Origin of the sequence: Brevundimonas sp. (genome assembly GCF_032055285.1) — a bacterium.
GTDB lineage: Bacteria > Pseudomonadota > Alphaproteobacteria > Caulobacterales > Caulobacteraceae > Brevundimonas.
The window spans coordinates 129,816-149,716 of the sequence record NZ_DAMBRE010000006.1 but is presented as its reverse complement, the minus strand read 5'-3'; the positions used below and the strand labels follow the sequence as shown (position 1 = coordinate 149,716).

Below are 19,901 nucleotides of genomic sequence, written 5' to 3'. Positions count from 1 at the left end.
TCAGGATTGATCCTTCATGTCTTTCAAGTCCACCGCGGCGCCGTGCGCGCTGCTCATCGGCGCCTGCCTGGCGCCGACCTTCGCCCATGCTTCCGAGGCTGACGCCCCGACAACCGTCGTCGACAGCATCATCGTCACCGGCCGTCGCAACGCCGAAGACCCCGCCGTCGTGGCCGAGGCGCGCGACCGGCTCAGCCGCACCCCCGGCGCCGTCGCCGTCGTCTCGGCCGAAAGCTACGCCGACCGCTTCGCCCAGGGCTTTTCCGACACTCTGAGGAACGTCCCCGGCGTCCTGGCCCAAAAACGCTATGGCGAGGAAAGCCGCCTCTCCATTCGCGGCTCAGGCATTGCCCAGGGCTTCCATCAGCGCGGGGTCCTGCTGGCTCAGGACGGCGTGCCCTTCGCCGACGCCGACGGCTTTTCCGACTTTCAGGGCGTGGACGCCCTGAGCGCCCGCTACATTGAAGTGTGGAAGGGGTCGAACACCCTGCGCTTCGGCGGGGCGCAACTGGGCGGGGCGATCAATCTGGTCACGCCCACCGGCCGCACGGCCTTGCAGGAAAACCTGTGGCAGCTCGAGGGCGGCAGCTTCGGCTCCGTCCGCGGCCACGCCGCCGTGGCCCGCACGCACGGCGACTGGGACGTCTATGCCGCCGTCACCGGCATGCAGAGCGACGGCTGGCGCGACCATAGCCAGCAGTCGCAGGGCCGTTTGGCCATCAACGCCGGGCGGTCGTTCGGCGAGGACCGCGAGGTGCGCCTGATCGCCCAGGCGGCGGACATCAACCAGGACCTGCCCGGCTCGCTGACGCTGGATCAGGCGCTGAAGACGCCGCGCATGGCCTCAACCTCGGCTCTGGCGGGCGATCAGGCCCGCGACCTGACGGTCAAACGCCTGACGCTGCAAACCCGCTGGCGTTTCAACGAGTCCACCCTGTTCGACGGCGCGGTCTGGGGCTGGGAGAAGTCGCTCTATCACCCGATCTTCCAGGTCATGGATCAGAACAGCGCCACGCGCGGCGCATTCGGCCGCATCGACTGGACCGGTCAGGTCGCAGGCCTGCGCGCCGACGCCTTTTACGGCTTCTCGTGGCGGGACGGCGAGGTCGAGGCCCTGCGCTACGTCAATCTCAGCGGCCTGCGGGGCGCCAAGACGGCGGACGCGCGGCAGGAGGCGTCTGGCCTCGACGTCTTCGCCGAGGGGCGGCTGTTCGTCACCGAGCAATTGGCTCTGGTCGCGGGCGGGTCATGGGGTCGGGCCACGCGCGACTATGCTGACCGCCTGAACCCGGCCAATGACGACAGCATGGACTATGACTGGTTCTCGCCGCGTCTGGGCCTGCTGTGGGAAGCCGAGAGCGGGGCTCAGGTCTTCGCCAACGTGACCCGCTCGGTCGAGCCGCCGACCTATGGGGCCCTGGTGCAGGCCCCGCTGACCGGCTTTACGCCCGTCGAGGTTCAGGACGCCTGGACCGCCGAGATCGGCACGCGCGGGCGGCATGGGCCTCTAGCCTGGGACCTGACCGCCTGGCGCAGCCAGATCGACGGCGAGATGCTGAACTTCATCGTCGGGGCTGACATTCCGGCGGCGACCTTCAACGCCGACAGGACCGTGCACCAGGGCATCGAGGCCGGGCTGGACTGGCGGCTGCCGGTCGAAATCGCGGACGGGTCGCTGCTGCTGCGCCAGACATACAACTGGAGCGACTTCCGCTTCGACGGGGATGTGCGCTGGGGCGACAACCGCCTGCCGGTCGTGCCGGAGCACCAGTACCGGGCCGAGCTGGCCTGGCGCCATCCGTCCGGCGTCTTCGTCACCCCATCGGTCGAGTGGCGGATCAGCAGCCCCTACGTCGATTACGCCAATACGATGAAGGCGCCCGACTACGCCCTGCTGGGGCTGACGGGCGGCTTCGACATCGGCCCGAACGCCTCGGTCTATGTCGATGCGCGAAACCTGACGGACGAAGGTTACGTCGGAGAGTTCTCGGCCGTGACCGACGCCCGTTCGGCGTCCACCGCCGTCTTCTTCCCCGGCGAGGGCCGTTCGGTCTTTGTCGGCCTGCGGTTGGCCTATTGATGGGCCGCTTTTCCTCAATGGGGGCCAAGGCGCCGGACGTGATGTCCGGCGCCTATCGGGCCGTGTGGCGCTGGCACTTCTACGCCGGGGTGCTGGTGATGCCCTTCCTGATGCTGATGGCCCTGACCGGCGGCCTCTATCTGTTCAAGGACGAGATCGATCAGTTCGCCAACCGGCGGATGATCGAGGTCGCCCCGGCGGCGACGCAGGCCGCGCCAGACGTCTGGATCGCCAGCGCCGCCCAGGCTGGCGGCGGCCGCGCGGCCAATCTGACCCTGCCTGCGTCGTCCGACCAGGCGGTGCGGGTGCGCGTCGACCGCCCGGACGGATCGCAGAAGACCGTCTTCGTCGATCCGCATACCGCCCGCGTGACCGGCGTCATCGACCAGGGCGGCGTCACCGAGACCATCAAGAAGCTGCACTCGCTCAGCCTGTTCGGCGGGGCGACCGGCAAGTCGCTGAACATCCTGATCGAGATCGTCGCCGGATGGACCATCGTCCTGTGCGCCACGGGGCTCTATCTGTGGTGGCCGAGGCGGCGTCAGGGCGCGGTGCTGATCCCGCATGAGACAGACGCGCGACGTCGCCCGTTCTGGCGCGACCTGCACGCCCTGGTCGGCCTCTATGTCGGCGGGGTCATCCTGTTTCTGGCCGTGACGGGGATGCCGTGGTCCGCCGTCTGGGGCGATCAGGTCATGGGCGCGGTCAAGGCCAGCAGCTGGGGCCGTCCGCCCGCGCCGGTGTCTGGCGCCTGGCAGAGGGCCGAGCATCACGACCATCCCGCCGGCGCAGGGTGGACCATGGAGGGCGTCGTCCTGCCGTCGCCACACCATGACCGACAGGACCTGACGGCGGTGGTCGCGGCGGCCGAGGCCCGCCGCCTGCCGCGCCCCTATACGGTGTCGATCCCGGCCCAGCCCGGCACGGCCTATACCGTCACGGCTCAGGTTCGCCGCGTTCAGGACAGCCGCACCCTCTACATCGACCCAGCCAGAGGCGCGGTTCTGGCCGACATCGGCTTTGATCGCTTTGGCACCGGGGCCAAGGCCATCGAATGGGGCGTCTATACCCATCAGGGCACGCAGTTCGGCCAGATCAACCGGCTGATCATGCTGGCCGGCTGCATCGGCGTCTGGCTGCTGGGCGTCAGCGGTCTGATGATGTGGTGGAAGCGCCGCCCGCCCAGTCTGACCCGCGCTCGCCCCCACGCTCGCCTGGGCGCGCCGACCGCCCCGCCAGGTCCCCGCGTGCGGTTCGCCGTGCTGGGGATCGTCATCCCGCTTTGCATCCTCTATCCCCTGACGGGACTGAGCCTCGTGACCGTCCTGCTGCTGGATTTCGCAGTGCGACGCCTCATGCGGGCCCGCCCCGTCGTTTCCTGAAAGAAGAGACCCGCCATGAAACGCATCCTCGCCCTGTCCGCCTTCCTCGCCCTCGGCGCCTGCGGCCAGCCCGCCGAAAAGCCCGCCGAGGCCGCGCCCGGAACCGTCACGGTCGCCGACGCCTGGTGCCGCCCAACGCCCAAGGGCGCCAAGGTCGGCGGCTGCTACGTCACCCTGACGGCCGGTTCCGACGACCGCCTGCTCAGCGTCTCGACGGCCCTGGCCGAAAGCGCCCAGATCCATGAGATGACGATGGAGAACGGCGTCATGAGCATGGGCGAGATGAAAGACGGCCTGCCCCTGCCCGCCGGTCAGAAGGTCGAGCTGAAGCCGGGCTCGACACACGTCATGCTGATGGGTCTGCGCGATCCGCTGGTGGACGGCGGTGTGGCCTCCTTCACCCTGACCTTCGAGAAGGCTCCGGCCATCGGCGTCCACGCGGCGATCAAGCAGCCGCCGGTGGTGGATAGCGAGGAGTAGAACGGGCTTCCCTCTCCCGATGGGAGAGGGCTTGAGCCTCGGAGAGCCGAAGGCGATCCGCCAAGCGAAAGGGTGAGGGTCGCAGCCCTCCATCGACGCAAGCCGCCGCGCCACGGCTCACGCCGATTTACAGCGCGGCCCCCTCACCCTTTCGCGCAAGGACGCTCGCTTCGCTCTCGTGCGCTCAAGCCCTCTCCCAACGGAAAGGGTTCAGACACCGCCGCACCTGACAAACGGGCCCGAACCCGCTAAAGGCTCGCGCTCACGAGGAATCCCATGGCCCTTAAAGTCGCGATCGTCGGCCTGCCCAACGTCGGCAAGTCCACCCTGTTCAACGCCCTGACCAAGACGGCGGCGGCCCAGGCCGCCAACTATCCGTTCTGCACCATCGAGCCGAACACCGGCGACGTGGCCGTGCCGGAAGCCCGTCTGAACACCCTGGCGGAGATCGCCGGGTCGAAGGAAATCATCCCCGCGCGGATCACCTTCGTCGACGTGGCCGGTCTGGTGCGCGGCGCGTCCAAGGGCGAAGGTCTGGGCAACCAGTTCCTGGCCAACATCCGCGACTGCGACGCCGTGGCCTTCGTCGCACGCTGCTTCGTCGATGACGACATCACCCACGTCGAGAACCGCATCGACCCGATCTCGGACCTCGAAATCATCGAGACCGAACTGATGCTGGCCGACCTCGAAAGCCTGGAGCGCCGTCGCGTTCAGGTCGAGAAGCGCGCCAAGGGCGGCGACAAGGAATCCCAACTGACGCTGAAGCTGATCGACGCCGCGCTGGAGAAGCTGCGCGACGGCAAGCCCGCGCGTCTGGCCGAGGTGTCCAAGGAGGACAAGAAGGCCTGGGACATGCTGCAGCTGCTGACCGCCCTGCCCGCCCTCTACGTCGCCAACGTCGAGGAAGGTTCGGCCGACAAGGGCAATGAGCTGTCCGACCTGGTGGCCAAGCGCGCCGCCGAGGACAACGCCAACTCGGTGGTCATCTCGGCCCAGATCGAGTCGGAAATCGCCGTCCTGGACGACGAGGAGCAAAAGGAATTCCTCGAGACCCTGGGTCTGGAAGAGCCCGGCCTGAACCGCCTGATCCGTGAAGCCTACAAGCTGCTGGGCCTGCAGACCTACTTCACCGTCGGTCCCAAGGAAGCCCGCGCCTGGACCATCCCGGTCGGCGCCACCGCGCCCCAGGCCGCCGGCGTCATCCACACCGACTTTGAAAAGGGCTTCATCCGCGGCGAAACCATCGCCTTCGACGACTATGTCGCACTGAAGGGCGAGGCGGGCGCCAAGGAAGCCGGCAAGATGCGGGCTGAAGGCAAGGCCTACGTCGTCAAGGACGGCGACGTGATGCACTTCCTGTTCAACAACTAGTCCTGGTTTCGCAGCCCGGCATGAGAAAGGCCGCCCCCTCGGGCGGCCTTTTTCATGCGCCGTTCGGCCCTCAGCCTCGAAGCGTGGAACAGCGGATCAGGCGAACCGCCTGATCGTTTCGATCCAGCCAGGTGAGAACCAGCGTCTGCTGCGTCGCCGCCATGCGAACCCGCTCGTACCGCGCCTCGCCCTCGGCCTCGCATTTCAGCGCGGCCTCATAGCCAGTGCTGATCTCGGTGATGCGTTGAATCTCGCAACGGTTCTCGTAACCGCGTAGCTCAGTCGTCGTGATCTCGATCGGCACACGATCCCCGCGCGGGTTGAAGCACCAGTCCGCCTCAGCGGCCCAGCGTCCCACGAAACTGACGGGCCCCGCTCCAGGCAACATGGCTTCCGCGCCAGGCGGACGCTCTATCGGCTGCACGGCCTCTAGCCCGCTGATCGGGGCCGCTGGTTCAGTCGGCGGATTGACTCGCGGACCGCGATCACAGGCGGCAAGCGTGGAAAGGCAAGCAACGACGATGGGCAGGCAAGAACGCATCCCTGCCTAACGCCGCAGCCCCAGGCCGGTTCAGAGCGTGCTTAGCGGCGCGCCGCGTCGCTGGCCGAGCGCACCTGACCGAACTCCGACGTCGGCTTCCAGGTCGGCCATTCGCCGCTGTTGGCCAGTTGCAGGCCCAGACGATAGAGCAGCGTCAGGTTCTCGACTGCCGAGCGCAGGTCCCAGTCGGCCGACCACTCGTCGCTGGGGCGATGGTAGTCGGCGCCGAACTTGGCCTTCCACGCCGCCAGACCGGCCTCCTTGCCGCCGTCCACCCAGTCCACGCCGTGCCAGGGCATCAGGGCCGGCACGCCCGCACGGGCGAAGGGGAAGTGGTCCGAGCGGTAATAGAAGCCCTGCTCCGGCTGGCCGTCGTCGGAGACGTAGCGGCCTTCCTTCTCGGCCAGGGCCTGAAGGTCGTCTTCCAGGCTGTTCTGGCCCTTGCCGAAGATCGGCACGTCGCGGGTCGGGCCGGACAGGGGCAGCATGTCGATGTTGATGTCAGCCACCGTCGTCTCCAACGGATAGACCGGATCGGCGGCATAGGCGTAGGCGCCCAGCAGACCCATTTCCTCGGCCGCCATGTGGGCGAAGACGATGGTGCGATCGGGCGCGGGCGCGGCCTTCAGCTGACGCGCCATTTCCAGCACGCCGATGGTGCCAGAGGCGTTGTCCCAGGCGCCGTTGAAGATCTTGTCGTCGCCGGCGACGTGCTCATTGACGCCCACGTGGTCCCAGTGGGCCGAATAGATGATGGTCTCGTTCGGACGCTTGGCGCCCGTGATCTTGGCCAGAAGGTTGTGGGTGCGCAGGGTGTCGATGGTCTCAGCGGTTTCGACCGACAGGGCCACGCCCGGCACGGCGAAGGCGCGGAAGTCGCCGGTGCTGATACGTGGCGTCAGCTCGGCCATATCCAGGCCCAGGACCTTGGCGACATCGGCGTTGATCGCGCCCGAGAACTCCAGATCGGCCGCGCCCGGCGTCAGGGTGCGGGTGCGAGCATTACCCTTCACCGATCGCGTCCAGGCGGTGTCGGCCGCGCCGACCTTGGCTACGGTGATGACGCCCAGCGCGCCCCGGCGCTTGGCCTCGTCCGCCTTGTAGGCTCCGGACTGGTAGTTGGTGGCGTAGGGACCGTTGAACAGGTCGCCGTCAGGCTCGCCGCTGACGACCAAAACGATCTTGCCCGCCACGTCCAGGCCGCCGTAATCGTCCCAACCGCGCTCGGGCGCATGAATGCCGTAACCCGCGAAGACCACGCCCGCGTTGGCGATCGACGCCTTGCCGTCGTTGCTGACCGCCCGCAGGGTGATGTCGGTTCCCGGCGTCAGGGTGTGAACCTGACCGTCCGCGCCGGTCCAGCTGGCCTTGGCGGCGTCAACGACAGGGGTGAAACGCTTCAGGTCAATGACCTGCAGCCACTGGCCGTTGGGACCGCCTGGCGCCAGGCCCATGGCCTCGTACTGGGCCTGCAGCCAGTCCAGGGTCTTCTTCTCGCCGTCGGTGCCCGGATAGCGGCCCTGGAAGTCGTCGGCGCTAATGGTGCGGATTTCGTCTGACAGACGCTGGGCTGAGAAGTCCTGAGCGGCTGCCGAGCCGGCGACGAGCAGAAGAGCGGTTGCGGCGACGCCGCTGACGAACCGACGATGCATGGAAACTCCCGAGCCCTCCCCACGGGGGCTTTCACGCAAAATAATAGGGCGGCCTCTTGCGAGACCGCCCCTTACTTTTTTGTCATGTTCCGCAAAGGCGGATCCGGACTTGGCCTATTTGCGCTGCTCGGCGCTGACTGCACGCGCCGGGCCGAACTCCGAACCGGTCTTCCACTGCGGCCAGTCACGGCTGTTGGCCAGGGCCTGGCCGGCGTCATAGACCACCGACAGGTCCTGAATCATGCCGCGATAGTCCCAGGTCGGCTCCCACTCGTCGGCAGCCTGATGATAGCGGTTGGCGCGGTATTCGGCGGCGGCTGCCAGGCGCGGCGCGATCGGCTCGTCCACGTAGTCGCCAGTCGAGGACAGATAGCCCATCGGCACCCCGCGCTTGGCCAGCGGGAAGTGGTCCGAGCGGAAATAGATGCCCGCGCCCGCGCCCGCGTCGCCCTCGAAGCCACGCCCCTGCGCCGCCGCCAGGGCGATGACGCGCTCGTCCAGATCGGACTGACCATAGCCGGTGACGCCCAGCTTGCTCATACGGCCCAGAACGCTGGAAGCGTCCAGGTTGAAGCCCGCCACCGTCGTCTCCAGCGGATACAGCGGGTTGGCGGCGTAGAACTCCGAGCCCAGCAGGCCGCTTTCCTCGCCCGTGAAGCTGATCATGACGATGGTACGTTCGGGCTTGGGGCCCTTCGACCACTGACGCGCCAGTTCCAGCAGACCGGCCGTGCCTGAGGCGTTGTCCACGGCGCCGTTGAAGATGCGGTCACCGTTGGCGTCCGGCTCCCCCATGCCGATGTGGTCCCAGTGGCCGGTGTAGAGAATGGTCTCGTTCGGGTGGGTCGTGCCTTCCAGCTTGGCCAGCACGTTGTGGGTGGTGATCTGGTCGGTCTTGACGTCGAACCTGGCGTCGATGGTCGCGCCCTTCAGCTCTACCGGCTGGAAGTCGCGGCTGCGGGCCTTGATCTTCTCCTGCTCGAAGTCGAGCCCGGCCTGGCGGAACATCTCGACGGCCACGTCGCGCTGGATCCAGGCCTCCATCGGCACACGTTCGGCCGAGGGGTTCTGACGCACGATGTCGAACTGGGGCACGGACCAGGAGTTGGCCACCGTGGTCCAGCCGTAGGAGGCGGGCTTGGTCTCGTGGACGATCAGCACGCCGGCCGCGCCCTGACGCGCCGCTTCCTCGTACTTGTAGGTCCAGCGGCCGTAATAGGTCATGGCCACGCCGCCGAAGGTGTTCAGCGCGGGTTCTTCAAAGTCAGCGTCGTTGACCAGGACGACGATGACCTTGCCGCGCACGTCGGTCTTGAAGTCGTTCCAGTCGCGCTCCGGCGCGTTCGTGCCGTAGCCGACGAAGACGAGGGGCTTGCCGCGCAGGTCGACACCGTCGCCGGGCAGGCGGGTGGTGATGGTGGCCTGCTGGCCTTGCGCCAGGGCTTGCGTCCAGTCGCCTACCTTGATCTGGCCGCTGACGTTGGAGACCGTGAACCGATTCAGGCCGACCGCCTGGGTCCAGCCGCCGTTCTCGCCGCCCGGCGCAAAGCCAGCCGCCGCATACTGCTGGCTCAGATAGTCGATGACCTTCTGCTCAGCCGGGGTCGCGATGCCGCGTCCCTCGAAGCTGTCGTCCGACAGGACCTTGATGTCGTTGGAGATGCGCGCGGCATCGAAGTCAGGCGTCTGGGCGACAACGCCCGAAGCCAGCGAGGCGGCGAACAACAGGACGGCGGCGGACGACATCAAACGCATGGAGACAGACCCCTCAACCAAATCAGAGGCCCGGACCCTATCGGTGGAAATCCACAGTGTCGATCCGACTTACGTCCCGCGCCGAGCACGAAAAACCCGCCGGATCGCTCCGGCGGGTCATCTCGTTCCGATCTGAAGGCGAAGCCTTAGTGGGCGACGCCCTTCCAGATGCGGCGGTAGCTGGCGTAGGTGATCCCTGCGAACAGCAGCAGGAAGATGATCACGCCAAAGCCCATCTGCTTGCGCTCCGTCGCCTTGGGCTCAGAGGTCCAGGCGATGAAGGCTGCGACGTCCTTGGCCATCTGATCGACGGTGGCTTCGGTGCCGTCGTCATAGCTGACCTGACCGGCGCGCAGCGGCGCCGGCATGGCGATGAAGCCGCCCGGAGGGGCGTGGCCCTCGCCTTCCCAGAACGGGGTCAGGTCGCCGGCCATATAGGGGTTGTAGTGCTGGCTCGAGGTCATCTTCAGACCCTTGGGCGGGGTCACGTAGCCCGACAGCAGGGAGTAGATGTAGTTGGCGCCGTCGTGACGGGCCTTGGCCATGACCGAGAGGTCCGGCGGCGTCGCGCCGCCGTTGGCGGCGGCCGCAGCCGTGGCGTTCGGATAGGGCGACGGGAACTTGTCGGCGGTCGTGGCGTCGCGCATCAGCGCCTCGCCGGTCTCGCTGTCGATGTCCGCGACCTGAACTTCCTTGGCCAGGGCCTTCACGACCGGGTTGTCGTTCGGGTTCGGATATTCCGGGTTCCAGAACGGCCCGTGCTTGTCGCCCAGGTTACGGAAGTGCACCAGGTTCATGCCGTGGCACGAGGCGCAGACTTCCTTGTAAACCTTGTAGCCGCGTTGCAGCTGGCCCTGGTCATAGGTGCCGAACGGCCCCTCGAAGCTGAAGCCCCCGCTGCGCGGATGCTTGGCGCCCCCGGCGGCCAGCGCCGGAGCGGCGGTGGCGGCCAGGCCCAGAGCGGCCGTCAGAACGACCAAGGTTTTGCGGAAGGACACGGTTTTCTTCTCGTTGGAAATCATCGCGCTCAGGCCTTCTGCTCGGCTTCGCCCGACAGGACCGGCTCGGAGATCGTCGCCGGGACCGGCAGCGGCTTCTCGCGCAGGCCGAGGAACGGCATCAGCACCAGGAAGAAGAAGAAGTAGTAGGCCGTGAACAGACGCGTCAGCCACAGGTAGGAGTTCAGCTGGCCATCGATCAGGTTGAAGCTGGGCATGCCCGGCACCACCGGAGCGTCCGGCAGCTGGGCGCCGCACCAGCCGAGGCCGAAGCAGACGAACAGGAAGATGATGAAGAAGGTCTTCATCGTCGGGCGGTAGCGCATCGAGCGCACCTTGGACGTGTCCAGCCAGGGCAGGACGAACAGGACGCCGATGGCCGCGAACATGGCCACCACGCCGCCGAACTTGTCGGGGATGGCGCGCAGGATCGCGTAGAAGGGCAGCATGTACCACTCAGGCACGATGTGCGCCGGGGTCTGCAGCGGGTTGGCCGGGATATAGTTATCGGCGTGGCCCAGGGCGTTCGGCTGATAGAAGACGAAGACCGCGAACAGGATCAGGAAGAGGATGATGGCGAAGCCGTCCTTGACCGTGAAGTACGGGTGGAAGGGCAGCATGTCCTTCTTGGCGCGGTCCTTCGGGATCAGGATGCCGACCGGGTTGTTCTGACCGGCGGCGTGCAGGGCCCACAGGTGCAGCACCACGCAGCCGGCGATGACGAACGGCAGCAGGTAGTGCAGCGAGAAGAAGCGGTTCAGGGTGGCGTTGTCGATCGCCGGGCCGCCGCGCAGCCAGATCAGGATCGGCTCGCCTACGACCGGAATGGCGCCGATCAGGTTGGTGATGACCTCGGCGCCCCAGAAGGACATCTGGCCCCAGGGCAGGACGTAGCCCAGGAAGGCGGTGGCGATCATCAGGAAGAAGATGACGCAGCCGATGATCCAGATCATCTCACGCGGGGCCTTGTAGGACCCGTAGTAGAGACCGCGCAGCATGTGCAGGTAGACGGCGATGAAGAACATCGACGCGCCGTTGGCGTGGACGTAACGGATCAGCCAGCCGCCGTTGACGTCGCGCATGATGCGCTCGACCGAGGCGAAGGCCAGGTCGACGTGCGGGGTGTAGTGCATGGCCAGGACGATGCCGGTGATGATCTGGGTCATCAGGCAGAGGGCCAGGATGCCGCCGAAGGTCCACCAGTAGTTCAGGTTCCGGGGGGTCGGCAGGTTGGCGTAGTCCATGCCGAAACGGATGATCGGCAGGCGGGTGTCCATCCACCGCTCAATCGCGGTTTTGGGGACGTAGGTGGATTCGTGATCGCTCATGGTTCCTCTGTCCGTCCTCAGCCGATCTTCACGCGGGTGTCGGACACGTATTCGTAGTTCGGCACGATCAGGTTCAGCGGCGCCGGGCCCTTACGGATACGGCCCGAGGCGTCGTAGTGCGAACCGTGGCAGGGGCAGAACCAGCCGCCGTAGTCGCCGGCGTTGAAGGTCGGCACGCAGCCCAGGTGGGTGCACGAACCGACGACGACCAGGTATTTCTCATGGCCGGCCTTGGTGCGTTCGGCGTCGGTCTGCGGCGGGCTGCCCACGGCGCCCTCGTCGATGACCTTGGTCAGCTCGGCTGGGGTGCGATAACGCACGAAGACCGGCTTGCCCTGCCACTTGATGACGACCTGCTGGCCTTCCTGCACCTTGGTCAGATCGAATTCGATCGAGGCCAGGGCCAGGGTGTCGGCGGCGGGGTTCATCTGGTTGATGAGCGGCCAGGCCACCATCACGCCAGCACCGACCGCGGCGGCGCCGGCGGCGATGTGGATGAAATCGCGGCGGGTGGCGTCGCCGCCCCCGTGTTGGCCCTCGGGCCCTTCAGCATTCACGACCGATTCGGCCACGCTCTCACCTCTGCACTCCCGATCGCCCGCCCCGGAAGGGGTTAGTCGTCGGCATGGATCGTCCCTGCGAGACGGCAGAAGATGCCTGCGGCCCTTGTTTTACCGCATTCAACGCAAGTTGCTGACACAACTTGCGAAACGGTCGCAATAAAGACCGCGACAAGACCCCGCCCCGCGCGTATGACGGCCTTAGAATGCGTCTCGCCCTTTTTCAACCTGACATCCCGCAGAATGTGGGCGCCTGTATCCGTCAGAGCGCCTGTTTCGGCGTCGAATTGCACGTCATCGAGCCCACGGGCTTCCGTTTCGACGACCGCGCCATGAAGCGTGCGGCGCTGGATTACGGGCCTCTCAGCCACATGACCCGCCACGCTGACTGGGACGCCTTTCAGCGCGACCGCGCGCCGGGACGGCTAGTCCTGTTCACGACCAGGGGCGCCACGTCCCTGCCTGAATTCGAGTTCCGGCCTGACGACACCCTCCTGTTCGGCAAGGAGAGCTCCGGCGCGCCGGATTATGTCCATGCCGCCGCCGACGCCCGCGTCTTCATCCCCATCCGCCCGGAAACGCGCTCGCTGAACCTGTCAGTCAGCGCCGGCATCGCCCTGTGGGAAGGTCTGAGACAGACCGGCGCCGTCATTTCGGACCGTTGATCCGAGGCTCGGCTCGGGGTTTTCCCGGATGGCCGGCTTGGTCGCATGCGTGATCGTTGCATCATGCGCTATCTCCGAATGCGACTTGTCGTCCCTGTAGTCTTCGTTGGGTGCCTGGCCGCCGCTCCGGGCCGAACGCAGTCGCTGGACGACCGATACTGGATCGAGGCCTCCGTCATGTGGGCCGATCTCGACACGCGAGGTGACTTTCGTCTGCCCAAAGCGCCCGAAGGGGGCCAGATCGATTTTGAAGGCGACCTGGGCATGGACGACCGCGAAACCTTGGGCGCGATCAGCGGCGGCTACCGCTACTCGGAACGTCTGACATTCGGCGCGGACATCTACAGGCTGGACCGCTCCAGCACCGAAGTGCTGAAGCGGGACATCCCCTTCGAGATCGTCACCTTTCCCGCCACTGCCACAATCGACAGCAATTTTCGGTCTGACATCTACCGGTTCACTGTCGGATATTCCCTGATCCGTCGCGAAGATCTTGAGGCGGGGGTGGCGGTCGGCCTGCACGCCACCGACTTCAACATTGAATTGGCGGGACGCGGACAGGTCGGCCCCGTCAAGGTCGACCAAGTGGTGAGGCGCCGGGCCTTCCTGGCGCCGCTGCCGACGGTGGGCGCCTTCGGCGTCTGGCGACCGACCCCGAAGGTCACGTTCAACGGCCGGGCCGACTATCTGTCCTTGAGCCTGGGCGACTATCACGGCGGCGTGCTGAACATGCAGGCTGCAGCCGCCTACGCCGTGTCTGATCGCGTCGATCTCGGCGTCATGTACCGCTTTGTCGACTACGACCTGAGCATCGAAAAGCGCAGATGGGCCGGCGGACTGAGATATCAGTTCAGCGGCCCAGCCGTCTTCCTACGCGCCAGCTTCTGAAGCTTTTACGGCAGCTATTGCGGCGCGCCGTCGTTCGCCAGTTGCGCTGTTTTCCTGACTTTAACCTCCGGAAAGGGCGCGAACCGGCCATTGCGCCACCGATGCCTCGCGCCGATCCGCATCTCGGCGGTCGAGCCATGGCCAAATGCGGCGATGTCGGGCCAACCGCCACGCACTCCGCGCTTTTCAACCAGGAGGCTGTAGCCCTCATCTTGGAACAGCGACGGCGAGGTTTCGGAACCAAGAGAGATCACCGACGGCATGTTGAGCACATACCGCTGGGCGATGGTCTCCATAGCGCCGTCGCGATTCAGGTCGATCTGGCCCGTGCAGTAACGCTGCGGCCGGCCAGCTTCATCCTGACTTTGAGGGTCGCATGACATCGGGCTGAGCTTCAACCAGCCCTCAGGTCCTTCCTCAACCTCGACGTCGCCGTAGCGCCCCGGCGACAGGCCGTGCTGCACGCCCCCGTTGATTGCGCAGCCCGCGAGCAACGACAGGCCGACAACCGCCCCGCATGCCGTTGCCCGCGCGCCCATATCCCTACTCCGGCGCGCCGTCGTTGGGCAGTTGCGCCAGATTGGGGCGTTCGCCGCGCTGGGCGGTGGCGGCGCCCTCGACGGCGCGCATGGTGCGCAGCAGGTTCTCGCCCGAGATCTTGCGGATGTCCGCTTCGCTCCAGCCGCGACGCATCAGTTCGGCCAGGATGCGCGGATAGGCCTCCACGCTCTCGACCCCCTCAGGCAGGCTGTCCACGCCGTCGAAATCGCCGCCCAGGCCGACATGGTCGATGCCCGCTACGTCGCGAACGTGCTGGATGTGGGCCACCACGTCGTCCAGCGTGGCCCTTGGCGTCGGATGGGCCATGGTCCAAGCCTCCATGCCCGTCTTCACCGCGTCAGGATCGCCCTGGTTCAGGGCCGAAAGGCGGGAAAGCTCCGCCGAGCGCAGCGCGCCCCACTGGCGCACCGGCTCGCTGATGAAACCGGGCACGAAGGTCACCATGACGATGCCGCCGTTGGCCGGCATCATCCGCAGCACGGCGTCGGGCACGTTGCGCGGGTGGCCCGTCACGGCGCGCGCCGACGAGTGCGAGAAGATCACCGGGGCCGTCGAGACGCGGATGGCGTCGGTCATGGTCTCTTCGGAGACGTGGCTCAGGTCCACCATCATGCCGATGCGGTTCATCTCCTTGACCACCTGCTCGCCGAAGGGCGACAGGCCGCCCCACTTGGGCGCGTCCGTGGCGCTGTCGGCCCAGGTGGTGGTCTTGGAATGGGTCAGCGTCATGTAGCGCGAACCGGAGTCATAGAACTCGCGCAGCAGGCCCAGGGAATCGTCGATCGAATAGCCGCCCTCCATGCCGATCAGGCTGGCGATACGGCCCGCCTTATGGATGCGGGCGATGTCGTCGGCGGTCGCGGCGATCTCGAACACCGAGGGATAGGCCGCGGCGATGCGCTTGACCGTGTCTATCTGCTCGAAGGTGGCCTTGGCGGCCTCGACCGGCTCCAGACTGGCGGGGACGTAGACAGACCAGAACTGGGCCCCGACGCCGCCTGCGCGCAGACGCGGAATATCTGTGTGAAGGCGGGTCGTCGCCGACAGATTGGTCGCCAGATCAACGCGATAGGGGTCGTTCCCGAAGCCCTGACGCAAGGCCCACGGCAGGTCGTTGTGGCCGTCGATCAGCGGCGTACGGCGCAGGATCTGCATCACCCGCTCCTGCCCCGCAGCATTGTCGCCGGCCGGGGTTTGCGCCAGGGCGGGCCCGGCCAGGACGGCGAGCGAAACGGCGGCGAGCAGGGCGGTGCGGATCATGGGGGTCCCCTCAATACTGATACGGCCACGCTGACACAGCCGGAGCGGCATGGGAACCGGGTCTGATCTGGATCAAGGCCCTGTTTCAGACGAAGGCGCATGAAGTGCGCACCGCACACTGTTCACAAAGGCCGTCCGTCATGGTTGAAGCCCTGATGATCCAAGAGACCCCCACCCTGATGGTCGAGCATCGCGAGCGCGCCCGCGTCTGGTTCGAGACCCTGCGTGATCAGATCCATGCCGGTTTCGAGGCCCTGGAAGACGCCGCCCCCTCCGACCTCTTCCCCGGCGAGGCCGGCCGCTTCGTGCGCACGCCCTGGGACCGCAAGGAAGGCGGCGGCGGCGTCATGGGCATGATGCACGGGCGTCTGTTCGAGAAGGTCGGCGTCCACTGCTCGACCGTCCACGGAACCTTCCCCGCCGACTACGCCAGGAACGTGCCCGGCGCCGAGGAAGACCCGCGCTTCTACGCCACCGGCATCAGCCTGATCTGCCATCCGGTCAGCCCGCGCGTGCCCGCCGTGCACATGAATACCCGCCTGATCTCGACCACCAAGACCTGGTTCGGCGGCGGCGGTGACCTGACGCCGGTGCTGGACGCAGATCGCCGTCAGGACCACCCCGACACCCTCGCCTTCCATGCCGCAATGAAGGGCGCCTGCGACGCCTATGACCCGGCCTGGCACGCCAAGTACAAGCAGTGGTGCGACGAGTACTTCTTCCTGCCCCACCGCAACGAGCCGCGCGGCACCGGCGGCATCTTCTACGACCACCACGACAGCGGCGACTGGGACAAGGACTTCGCCTTCACCCAGGACGTCGGCAAGGCCTTCCTCGAGGTCTATTCCAGGATCGTCTCGGGTCGCATGACCGAGGCCTGGACGCCCGAGGAGCGCGAGGAACAGCTGATCCGTCGCGGCCGCTACGTCGAGTTCAACCTGCTGTACGACCGCGGCACCATGTTCGGCCTGAAGACCGGCGGCAATGTCGAGTCCATCCTCAGCTCCATGCCGCCCGTGGTGAAGTGGCCCTGACGCTGCTTTAGGCGACCTCGACACGCGGGCCGCGCGCCACCGCCTGAGCGATCCCGTCGAACAGGGCGGCCAGGGTCAACGGCTTGGTCAGATGGCCGTCCGCCCCCGCCGCCCGCCCCGCCTCGACATGCTCGGCCATGGCGTTGGCGGTCAGCATCAGGATAGGCGTCGGAAGGCGGCCCGCCTGCGCCTCGAAGGCGCGGATCGCGGCGGTGGCCGTCAAGCCGTCCATCACCGGCATCTGCATGTCCATCAGGACCAGATCGAAGGCCTCGCGCTTGAAAGTCTCCAGCGCCAGAGCCCCGTCCTCGACTGCGACCAGTTCCATCGCCGTCGCATCCAACATGATCTCTATGACCTTGCGGTTGGCCGGGTGGTCGTCGGCCAGCAGCACCCGCAGCGGATGCTCGCGTACGTCGCCGACCGGTTGGATCTCTTCAACGACCTCGCTGGCCTCCTCGACCGGCGGCAGCGGAATCTCGAACCAGAAGCGCGAGCCCTGCCCCGGCGTGCTGTCACATTCCAGCCAGCCGCCCATCAGTTCGACCAACTCGCGCGAGATGGCCAGCCCCAGACCGGTCCCGCCGAACCGGCGTGTGATCGAACCGTCGGCCTGCTGGAAACGGCCAAAGATGCGCGCCTTCTGCTCCTCGTCGAAGCCGACGCCAGTGTCCGTGACGGTAAAGCGCACATCGCCTTCCTCGCCGGTCTCGACCGCCAGGGTCACCTCCCCGTCCGTGGTGAACTTCAGGGCGTTGCTGACCAGATTGGTCAGGACCTGGCGCACCCGCACGGCGTCGCCCTCGACCATATGATCCAGCCCGGCGTTCACGTGGGCGACCAGCGCCACCCCCTTGGCCTCAGCCGGCACCCGCCACAGGGCAGCGACGTCTTGAACCGCCCGCCCCAGATGGAAGGGCGCCGTCTCGATGGTGACCTGACCGGATTCGATGCGGGCGCTGTCCAGGATGTCCGACAGCAGGCGCTCCAACGTGGCCCCTGACGAACGGATGACCTCGACCATCTCATGCTCGTCAGCATTCAGGTCCCGCTGCCCCAGGGCGTCGGCCATGGCCACCACGCCGTTCAGGGGGGTGCGGATTTCATGGCTCATATTGGCCAGGAACTCGCTCTTGGCGCGGCTGGCCTCCTCGGCGCGACGACGGGCGCGGCGCAGTTCGCCCGCCTGACGCCATTGCCACAACAGGGTCAGCAGGGCCGACAGCATGAAGACCACGCCAATGCCGACGATCCAGTTTTGCCAGCGGATGACTGTGCGCTGCAGTTCGGTATTGGCGCGCGCGGTTTCGAGCTGCTGGCGGCGCCGGTCCAGTTGCTCCTGGATATCGCCCGTGACCTGGCGGATGCCAGCGCTGAACCGCTGGGCGCTCTGAATATCACGGTCGCGCTGATAGGTGCGCAGAACCTCATAGGCTTCGGTCGGCCGTCCCGACGCGAACAGGACCTCGGCCTCGGCCAGGGCGACGCGGGAATCCACGCCGCCTTCGCGGTCAAACGTCCGCAGACGCGCGAGATCGCGCCGCGCGCCGTCCACATCGCCCGTTCGCGCCCGCGCCACGGCTCGCACCGGCAGGTTGTCGAGCAGGACATAGGCCCCTACGGCCAGGTCCTCGCCATAGGGCGCCAGACAGGCCAGGACCTCCAACGACTCGTCCCTGGCGTTCGCCACCTGGGCGCACAGGCCGGCGTCATAGACCAACAGATTGGGCAGGCCGGTCCGCAGGCTCAGCCGATGATGGGCGGCGTAGTATTCCTGCGCCTTGGGCAGATCCCCGACCTGAATCGCCATCTTGGTCAGATTGTAGAGGCTGTCGAAATCCGGGCGCGGATAGGTCGGGTCGGCGTAGTCGATCTCGAACCGTCGAAAGGCGATGGTGGCGCCCACCACGTCATTCAGCTTCATCAGTCCCATGCCGGTCATCTCCCACAGCCCACCGTGGGCGGTGGCGGCGTAGGGGTCGCTGTCGGGGATGTCGGTCTCGGCCTGATTAAGCAGTTTCAGCCCCTCGCCCACCCGGTCCTGGTCGATCAGGTTCAGGGCGGTCAGGCGGGCGGCGTGGGCGCGCACGAACCAGTCGGCGCCGGTGGTGGCCATGCGGCTCATCTCCGCCTCGACGGTCCGGTCACCCATGTCATAGCGGGCGGTCAGTTCATTCAGGCGAGCGATCTGGATGTAGCGCTGATCGCGTTGTGCGCGGGCCCTCTCCTCCAGTCGCCGATTCCAGAAGGCCGCGCGTTCGAACTCGCCCTGGTTCTGGGTCGTCCAGACGACATGATAGAGGCGGTTCAGCCCCTCGCGGTCACGGCGCTTGTAAGCCGCCTCGCCGAAGGCCTCCAGCTCGGCGAAACTGGTCCCGCCCGCGCGCGCCTCCACCGCCCGCAGCAGGTCGTCCCGCGGGGCGGTCGCCTGCGCCTGAGCAAAGCTCGGCGACAGCAGAATGACGATCGCGAGGACCGCAGCTTTGATTGGCGACATATCACTTCCACACTGACGCCCCAGATTGGCACAGCAGAAGTTGCCCAAGGTTTAGCGTGGAGCCGCCAATCCGAACGCCGTTGTCAAATGCCGCTGCCGTCCGCCTCGACCGGCGGCGGGGTCAGCAGCAGATAGGCCCGGATCCAGGCCGTCAGAACCGCCCGGTCGTTCGCCCCTTCGAGGCTCAGCAGGGCCTCGTCCGCCAGATCGTGCGGAATGCGATGACCGCGCCGCCCCTCGATCAGGGCGGCGGCGTAGGCGGGCTGGAACTCCGGGTGGCACTGGAAGCTGACCGCGTCCTCGCCCCAGGCCAGGCCGGCGTAGGGGGTGAAAGCGCTGGAGGCGATGACGCGCGCGTCGGGCGCGACCGCCACCACCTGATCCTGATGCGACACCGGGATGGCGATGGAGGGCGCGCGCGGATGCATCCACGGCTCGTGCCCCACCACGTCGTAGCGGTGCAGGCCGACGCCCCAGCCCTTGTCCGACTTCTCGACCTTGCCGCCGAAGGCGTGGGCGATGACCTGATGGCCGAAGCAGATCCCCAGCAGGCGGGACTGGCCCCGCGCCGCCCTCAGCCAGTCCACCAGAGGCGCGATCCACGGCAGGTCGTCATAGACCCCGGCGGCCGAGCCGGTGACGATGACGCCCGTATAGACGGACGGGTCTTCCGGCAGTTGCCCCGACTGCACGTCGAAGCGCGTCGTCGGCACGTTCTCGCCCAACAGATAGCGGAAGCGCGCCGGATAGTCGTCGAAGGCGTCCCGCAGATGCTCGGGCGGGTGGCCGGTTTCCAGAATGGCGATGCGGGTCATTTCGGCGTTTTCCAGCGGGGAGAAGGAAGCG

Annotated in this window: 17 protein-coding genes; 7 read left to right on the top strand and 10 right to left on the bottom strand. The window is 66.9% G+C overall.

Annotated elements, in window-relative coordinates; translation table 11 throughout:
- Nucleotides 1–16 precede the first annotated feature (16 nt).
- The 4 genes from RTY13_RS14185 to ychF all read left to right on the top strand — a co-directional run bounded on the left by RTY13_RS14185 (nt 17) and on the right by ychF (nt 5,316).
- A complete protein-coding gene (locus RTY13_RS14185; RefSeq protein WP_312784341.1) occupies nt 17–2,080 on the top strand; it encodes a TonB-dependent receptor domain-containing protein in 2,064 nt (687 codons plus the stop codon).
- Nucleotides 2,081–2,121: 41 nt separating this feature from the next.
- Nucleotides 2,122–3,462, top strand: a complete 1,341-nt coding sequence (locus tag RTY13_RS14180; RefSeq protein WP_312784340.1) for a PepSY domain-containing protein — start codon at nt 2,122–2,124, stop codon at nt 3,460–3,462.
- A 15-nt stretch (nt 3,463–3,477) separates the two neighbouring features.
- Nucleotides 3,478–3,942: a copper chaperone PCu(A)C gene (locus RTY13_RS14175; RefSeq protein WP_312784339.1), complete on the top strand. Its 465-nt coding sequence runs from the start codon at nt 3,478–3,480 to the stop codon at nt 3,940–3,942.
- Between the two features lie 276 nt (nt 3,943–4,218).
- Nucleotides 4,219–5,316: a redox-regulated ATPase YchF gene (gene ychF / locus RTY13_RS14170; protein WP_207822258.1), complete on the top strand. Its 1,098-nt coding sequence runs from the start codon at nt 4,219–4,221 to the stop codon at nt 5,314–5,316.
- Nucleotides 5,317–5,386: 70 nt separating this feature from the next.
- Here the strand turns inward: ychF and RTY13_RS14165 are convergent, their stop codons facing one another.
- From RTY13_RS14165 to petA, 6 genes are all read right to left on the bottom strand, one after another.
- Complete coding sequence (locus RTY13_RS14165) at nt 5,387–5,674, bottom strand: hypothetical protein (protein WP_312784335.1); 288 nt, start codon at nt 5,672–5,674, stop codon at nt 5,387–5,389.
- 224 nt (nt 5,675–5,898) lie between these two features.
- The gene (locus RTY13_RS14160) at nt 5,899–7,509 is read right to left on the bottom strand and encodes a M28 family peptidase (RefSeq protein ID WP_312784333.1); all 1,611 of its coding nucleotides are present in this window, start codon (nt 7,507–7,509) and stop codon (nt 5,899–5,901) included.
- Nucleotides 7,510–7,623: 114 nt separating this feature from the next.
- Nucleotides 7,624–9,264, bottom strand: coding sequence for a M28 family metallopeptidase (locus RTY13_RS14155; RefSeq protein ID WP_312784331.1), 1,641 nt, complete (start codon nt 9,262–9,264; stop codon nt 7,624–7,626).
- A gap of 146 nt (nt 9,265–9,410) precedes the next feature.
- Entirely contained in the window at nt 9,411–10,286 is an 876-nt protein-coding gene (locus RTY13_RS14150) for a cytochrome c1 (RefSeq protein ID WP_312784329.1), read from the bottom strand.
- A 5-nt stretch (nt 10,287–10,291) separates the two neighbouring features.
- Nucleotides 10,292–11,590, bottom strand: a complete 1,299-nt coding sequence (locus RTY13_RS14145; RefSeq protein WP_312784327.1) for a cytochrome b N-terminal domain-containing protein — start codon at nt 11,588–11,590, stop codon at nt 10,292–10,294.
- Between the two features lie 17 nt (nt 11,591–11,607).
- Nucleotides 11,608–12,162 (bottom strand): ubiquinol-cytochrome c reductase iron-sulfur subunit, encoded by a 555-nt coding sequence (gene petA, locus RTY13_RS14140; protein WP_292081833.1) that lies wholly within the window; start codon nt 12,160–12,162, stop codon nt 11,608–11,610.
- Nucleotides 12,163–12,356: 194 nt separating this feature from the next.
- Between petA and RTY13_RS14135 the strand changes: the two genes are divergently transcribed.
- On the top strand, nt 12,357–12,815 hold the full coding sequence (locus tag RTY13_RS14135) for a tRNA (cytidine(34)-2'-O)-methyltransferase (RefSeq protein ID WP_312784325.1): 459 nt from the start codon (nt 12,357–12,359) through the stop codon (nt 12,813–12,815).
- Nucleotides 12,816–12,893: 78 nt separating this feature from the next.
- The gene (locus RTY13_RS14130) at nt 12,894–13,703 is read left to right on the top strand and encodes a hypothetical protein (RefSeq protein WP_312784323.1); all 810 of its coding nucleotides are present in this window, start codon (nt 12,894–12,896) and stop codon (nt 13,701–13,703) included.
- A 14-nt stretch (nt 13,704–13,717) separates the two neighbouring features.
- Here RTY13_RS14130 and RTY13_RS14125 read toward each other — a convergent pair whose 3' ends face one another.
- Nucleotides 13,718–14,242 (bottom strand): hypothetical protein, encoded by a 525-nt coding sequence (locus RTY13_RS14125; RefSeq protein ID WP_312784321.1) that lies wholly within the window; start codon nt 14,240–14,242, stop codon nt 13,718–13,720.
- Between the two features lie 4 nt (nt 14,243–14,246).
- Entirely contained in the window at nt 14,247–15,524 is a 1,278-nt protein-coding gene (locus RTY13_RS14120; protein ID WP_312784319.1) for a dipeptidase, read from the bottom strand.
- A 179-nt stretch (nt 15,525–15,703) separates the two neighbouring features.
- Between RTY13_RS14120 and hemF the strand changes: the two genes are divergently transcribed.
- On the top strand, nt 15,704–16,558 hold the full coding sequence (gene hemF / locus RTY13_RS14115) for an oxygen-dependent coproporphyrinogen oxidase (RefSeq protein ID WP_312784491.1): 855 nt from the start codon (nt 15,704–15,706) through the stop codon (nt 16,556–16,558).
- A gap of 7 nt (nt 16,559–16,565) precedes the next feature.
- Here the strand turns inward: hemF and RTY13_RS14110 are convergent, their stop codons facing one another.
- Together RTY13_RS14110 and RTY13_RS14105 are read right to left on the bottom strand one after the other, a co-directional pair.
- Entirely contained in the window at nt 16,566–19,055 is a 2,490-nt protein-coding gene (locus RTY13_RS14110) for an ATP-binding protein (RefSeq protein ID WP_312784317.1), read from the bottom strand.
- 83 nt (nt 19,056–19,138) lie between these two features.
- On the bottom strand, nt 19,139–19,870 hold the full coding sequence (locus tag RTY13_RS14105) for a glutamine amidotransferase-related protein (protein WP_312784315.1): 732 nt from the start codon (nt 19,868–19,870) through the stop codon (nt 19,139–19,141).
- Between the last annotated feature and the right edge of the window lie 31 nt (nt 19,871–19,901).

Bases quoted from the DNA above. Each gene is read 5' to 3' on its own strand.
- RTY13_RS14185 (WP_312784341.1), top strand. From the start codon at position 17: ATGTCTTTCAAGTCCACCGCGGCGCCGTGCGCGCTGCTCATCGGCGCC.
- RTY13_RS14180 (WP_312784340.1), top strand. From the start codon at position 2,122: ATGTCCGGCGCCTATCGGGCCGTGTGGCGCTGGCACTTCTACGCCGGG.
- RTY13_RS14175 (WP_312784339.1), top strand. From the start codon at position 3,478: ATGAAACGCATCCTCGCCCTGTCCGCCTTCCTCGCCCTCGGCGCCTGC.
- ychF (WP_207822258.1), top strand. From the start codon at position 4,219: ATGGCCCTTAAAGTCGCGATCGTCGGCCTGCCCAACGTCGGCAAGTCC.
- RTY13_RS14160 (WP_312784333.1), bottom strand. From the start codon at position 7,509: ATGCATCGTCGGTTCGTCAGCGGCGTCGCCGCAACCGCTCTTCTGCTC.
- RTY13_RS14155 (WP_312784331.1), bottom strand. From the start codon at position 9,264: ATGCGTTTGATGTCGTCCGCCGCCGTCCTGTTGTTCGCCGCCTCGCTG.
- RTY13_RS14150 (WP_312784329.1), bottom strand. From the start codon at position 10,286: ATGATTTCCAACGAGAAGAAAACCGTGTCCTTCCGCAAAACCTTGGTC.
- RTY13_RS14145 (WP_312784327.1), bottom strand. From the start codon at position 11,590: ATGAGCGATCACGAATCCACCTACGTCCCCAAAACCGCGATTGAGCGG.
- RTY13_RS14135 (WP_312784325.1), top strand. From the start codon at position 12,357: ATGCGTCTCGCCCTTTTTCAACCTGACATCCCGCAGAATGTGGGCGCC.
- RTY13_RS14130 (WP_312784323.1), top strand. From the start codon at position 12,894: ATGCGACTTGTCGTCCCTGTAGTCTTCGTTGGGTGCCTGGCCGCCGCT.
- RTY13_RS14125 (WP_312784321.1), bottom strand. From the start codon at position 14,242: ATGGGCGCGCGGGCAACGGCATGCGGGGCGGTTGTCGGCCTGTCGTTG.
- RTY13_RS14120 (WP_312784319.1), bottom strand. From the start codon at position 15,524: ATGATCCGCACCGCCCTGCTCGCCGCCGTTTCGCTCGCCGTCCTGGCC.
- hemF (WP_312784491.1), top strand. From the start codon at position 15,704: ATGGTCGAGCATCGCGAGCGCGCCCGCGTCTGGTTCGAGACCCTGCGT.
- RTY13_RS14110 (WP_312784317.1), bottom strand. From the start codon at position 19,055: ATGTCGCCAATCAAAGCTGCGGTCCTCGCGATCGTCATTCTGCTGTCG.
- RTY13_RS14105 (WP_312784315.1), bottom strand. From the start codon at position 19,870: ATGACCCGCATCGCCATTCTGGAAACCGGCCACCCGCCCGAGCATCTG.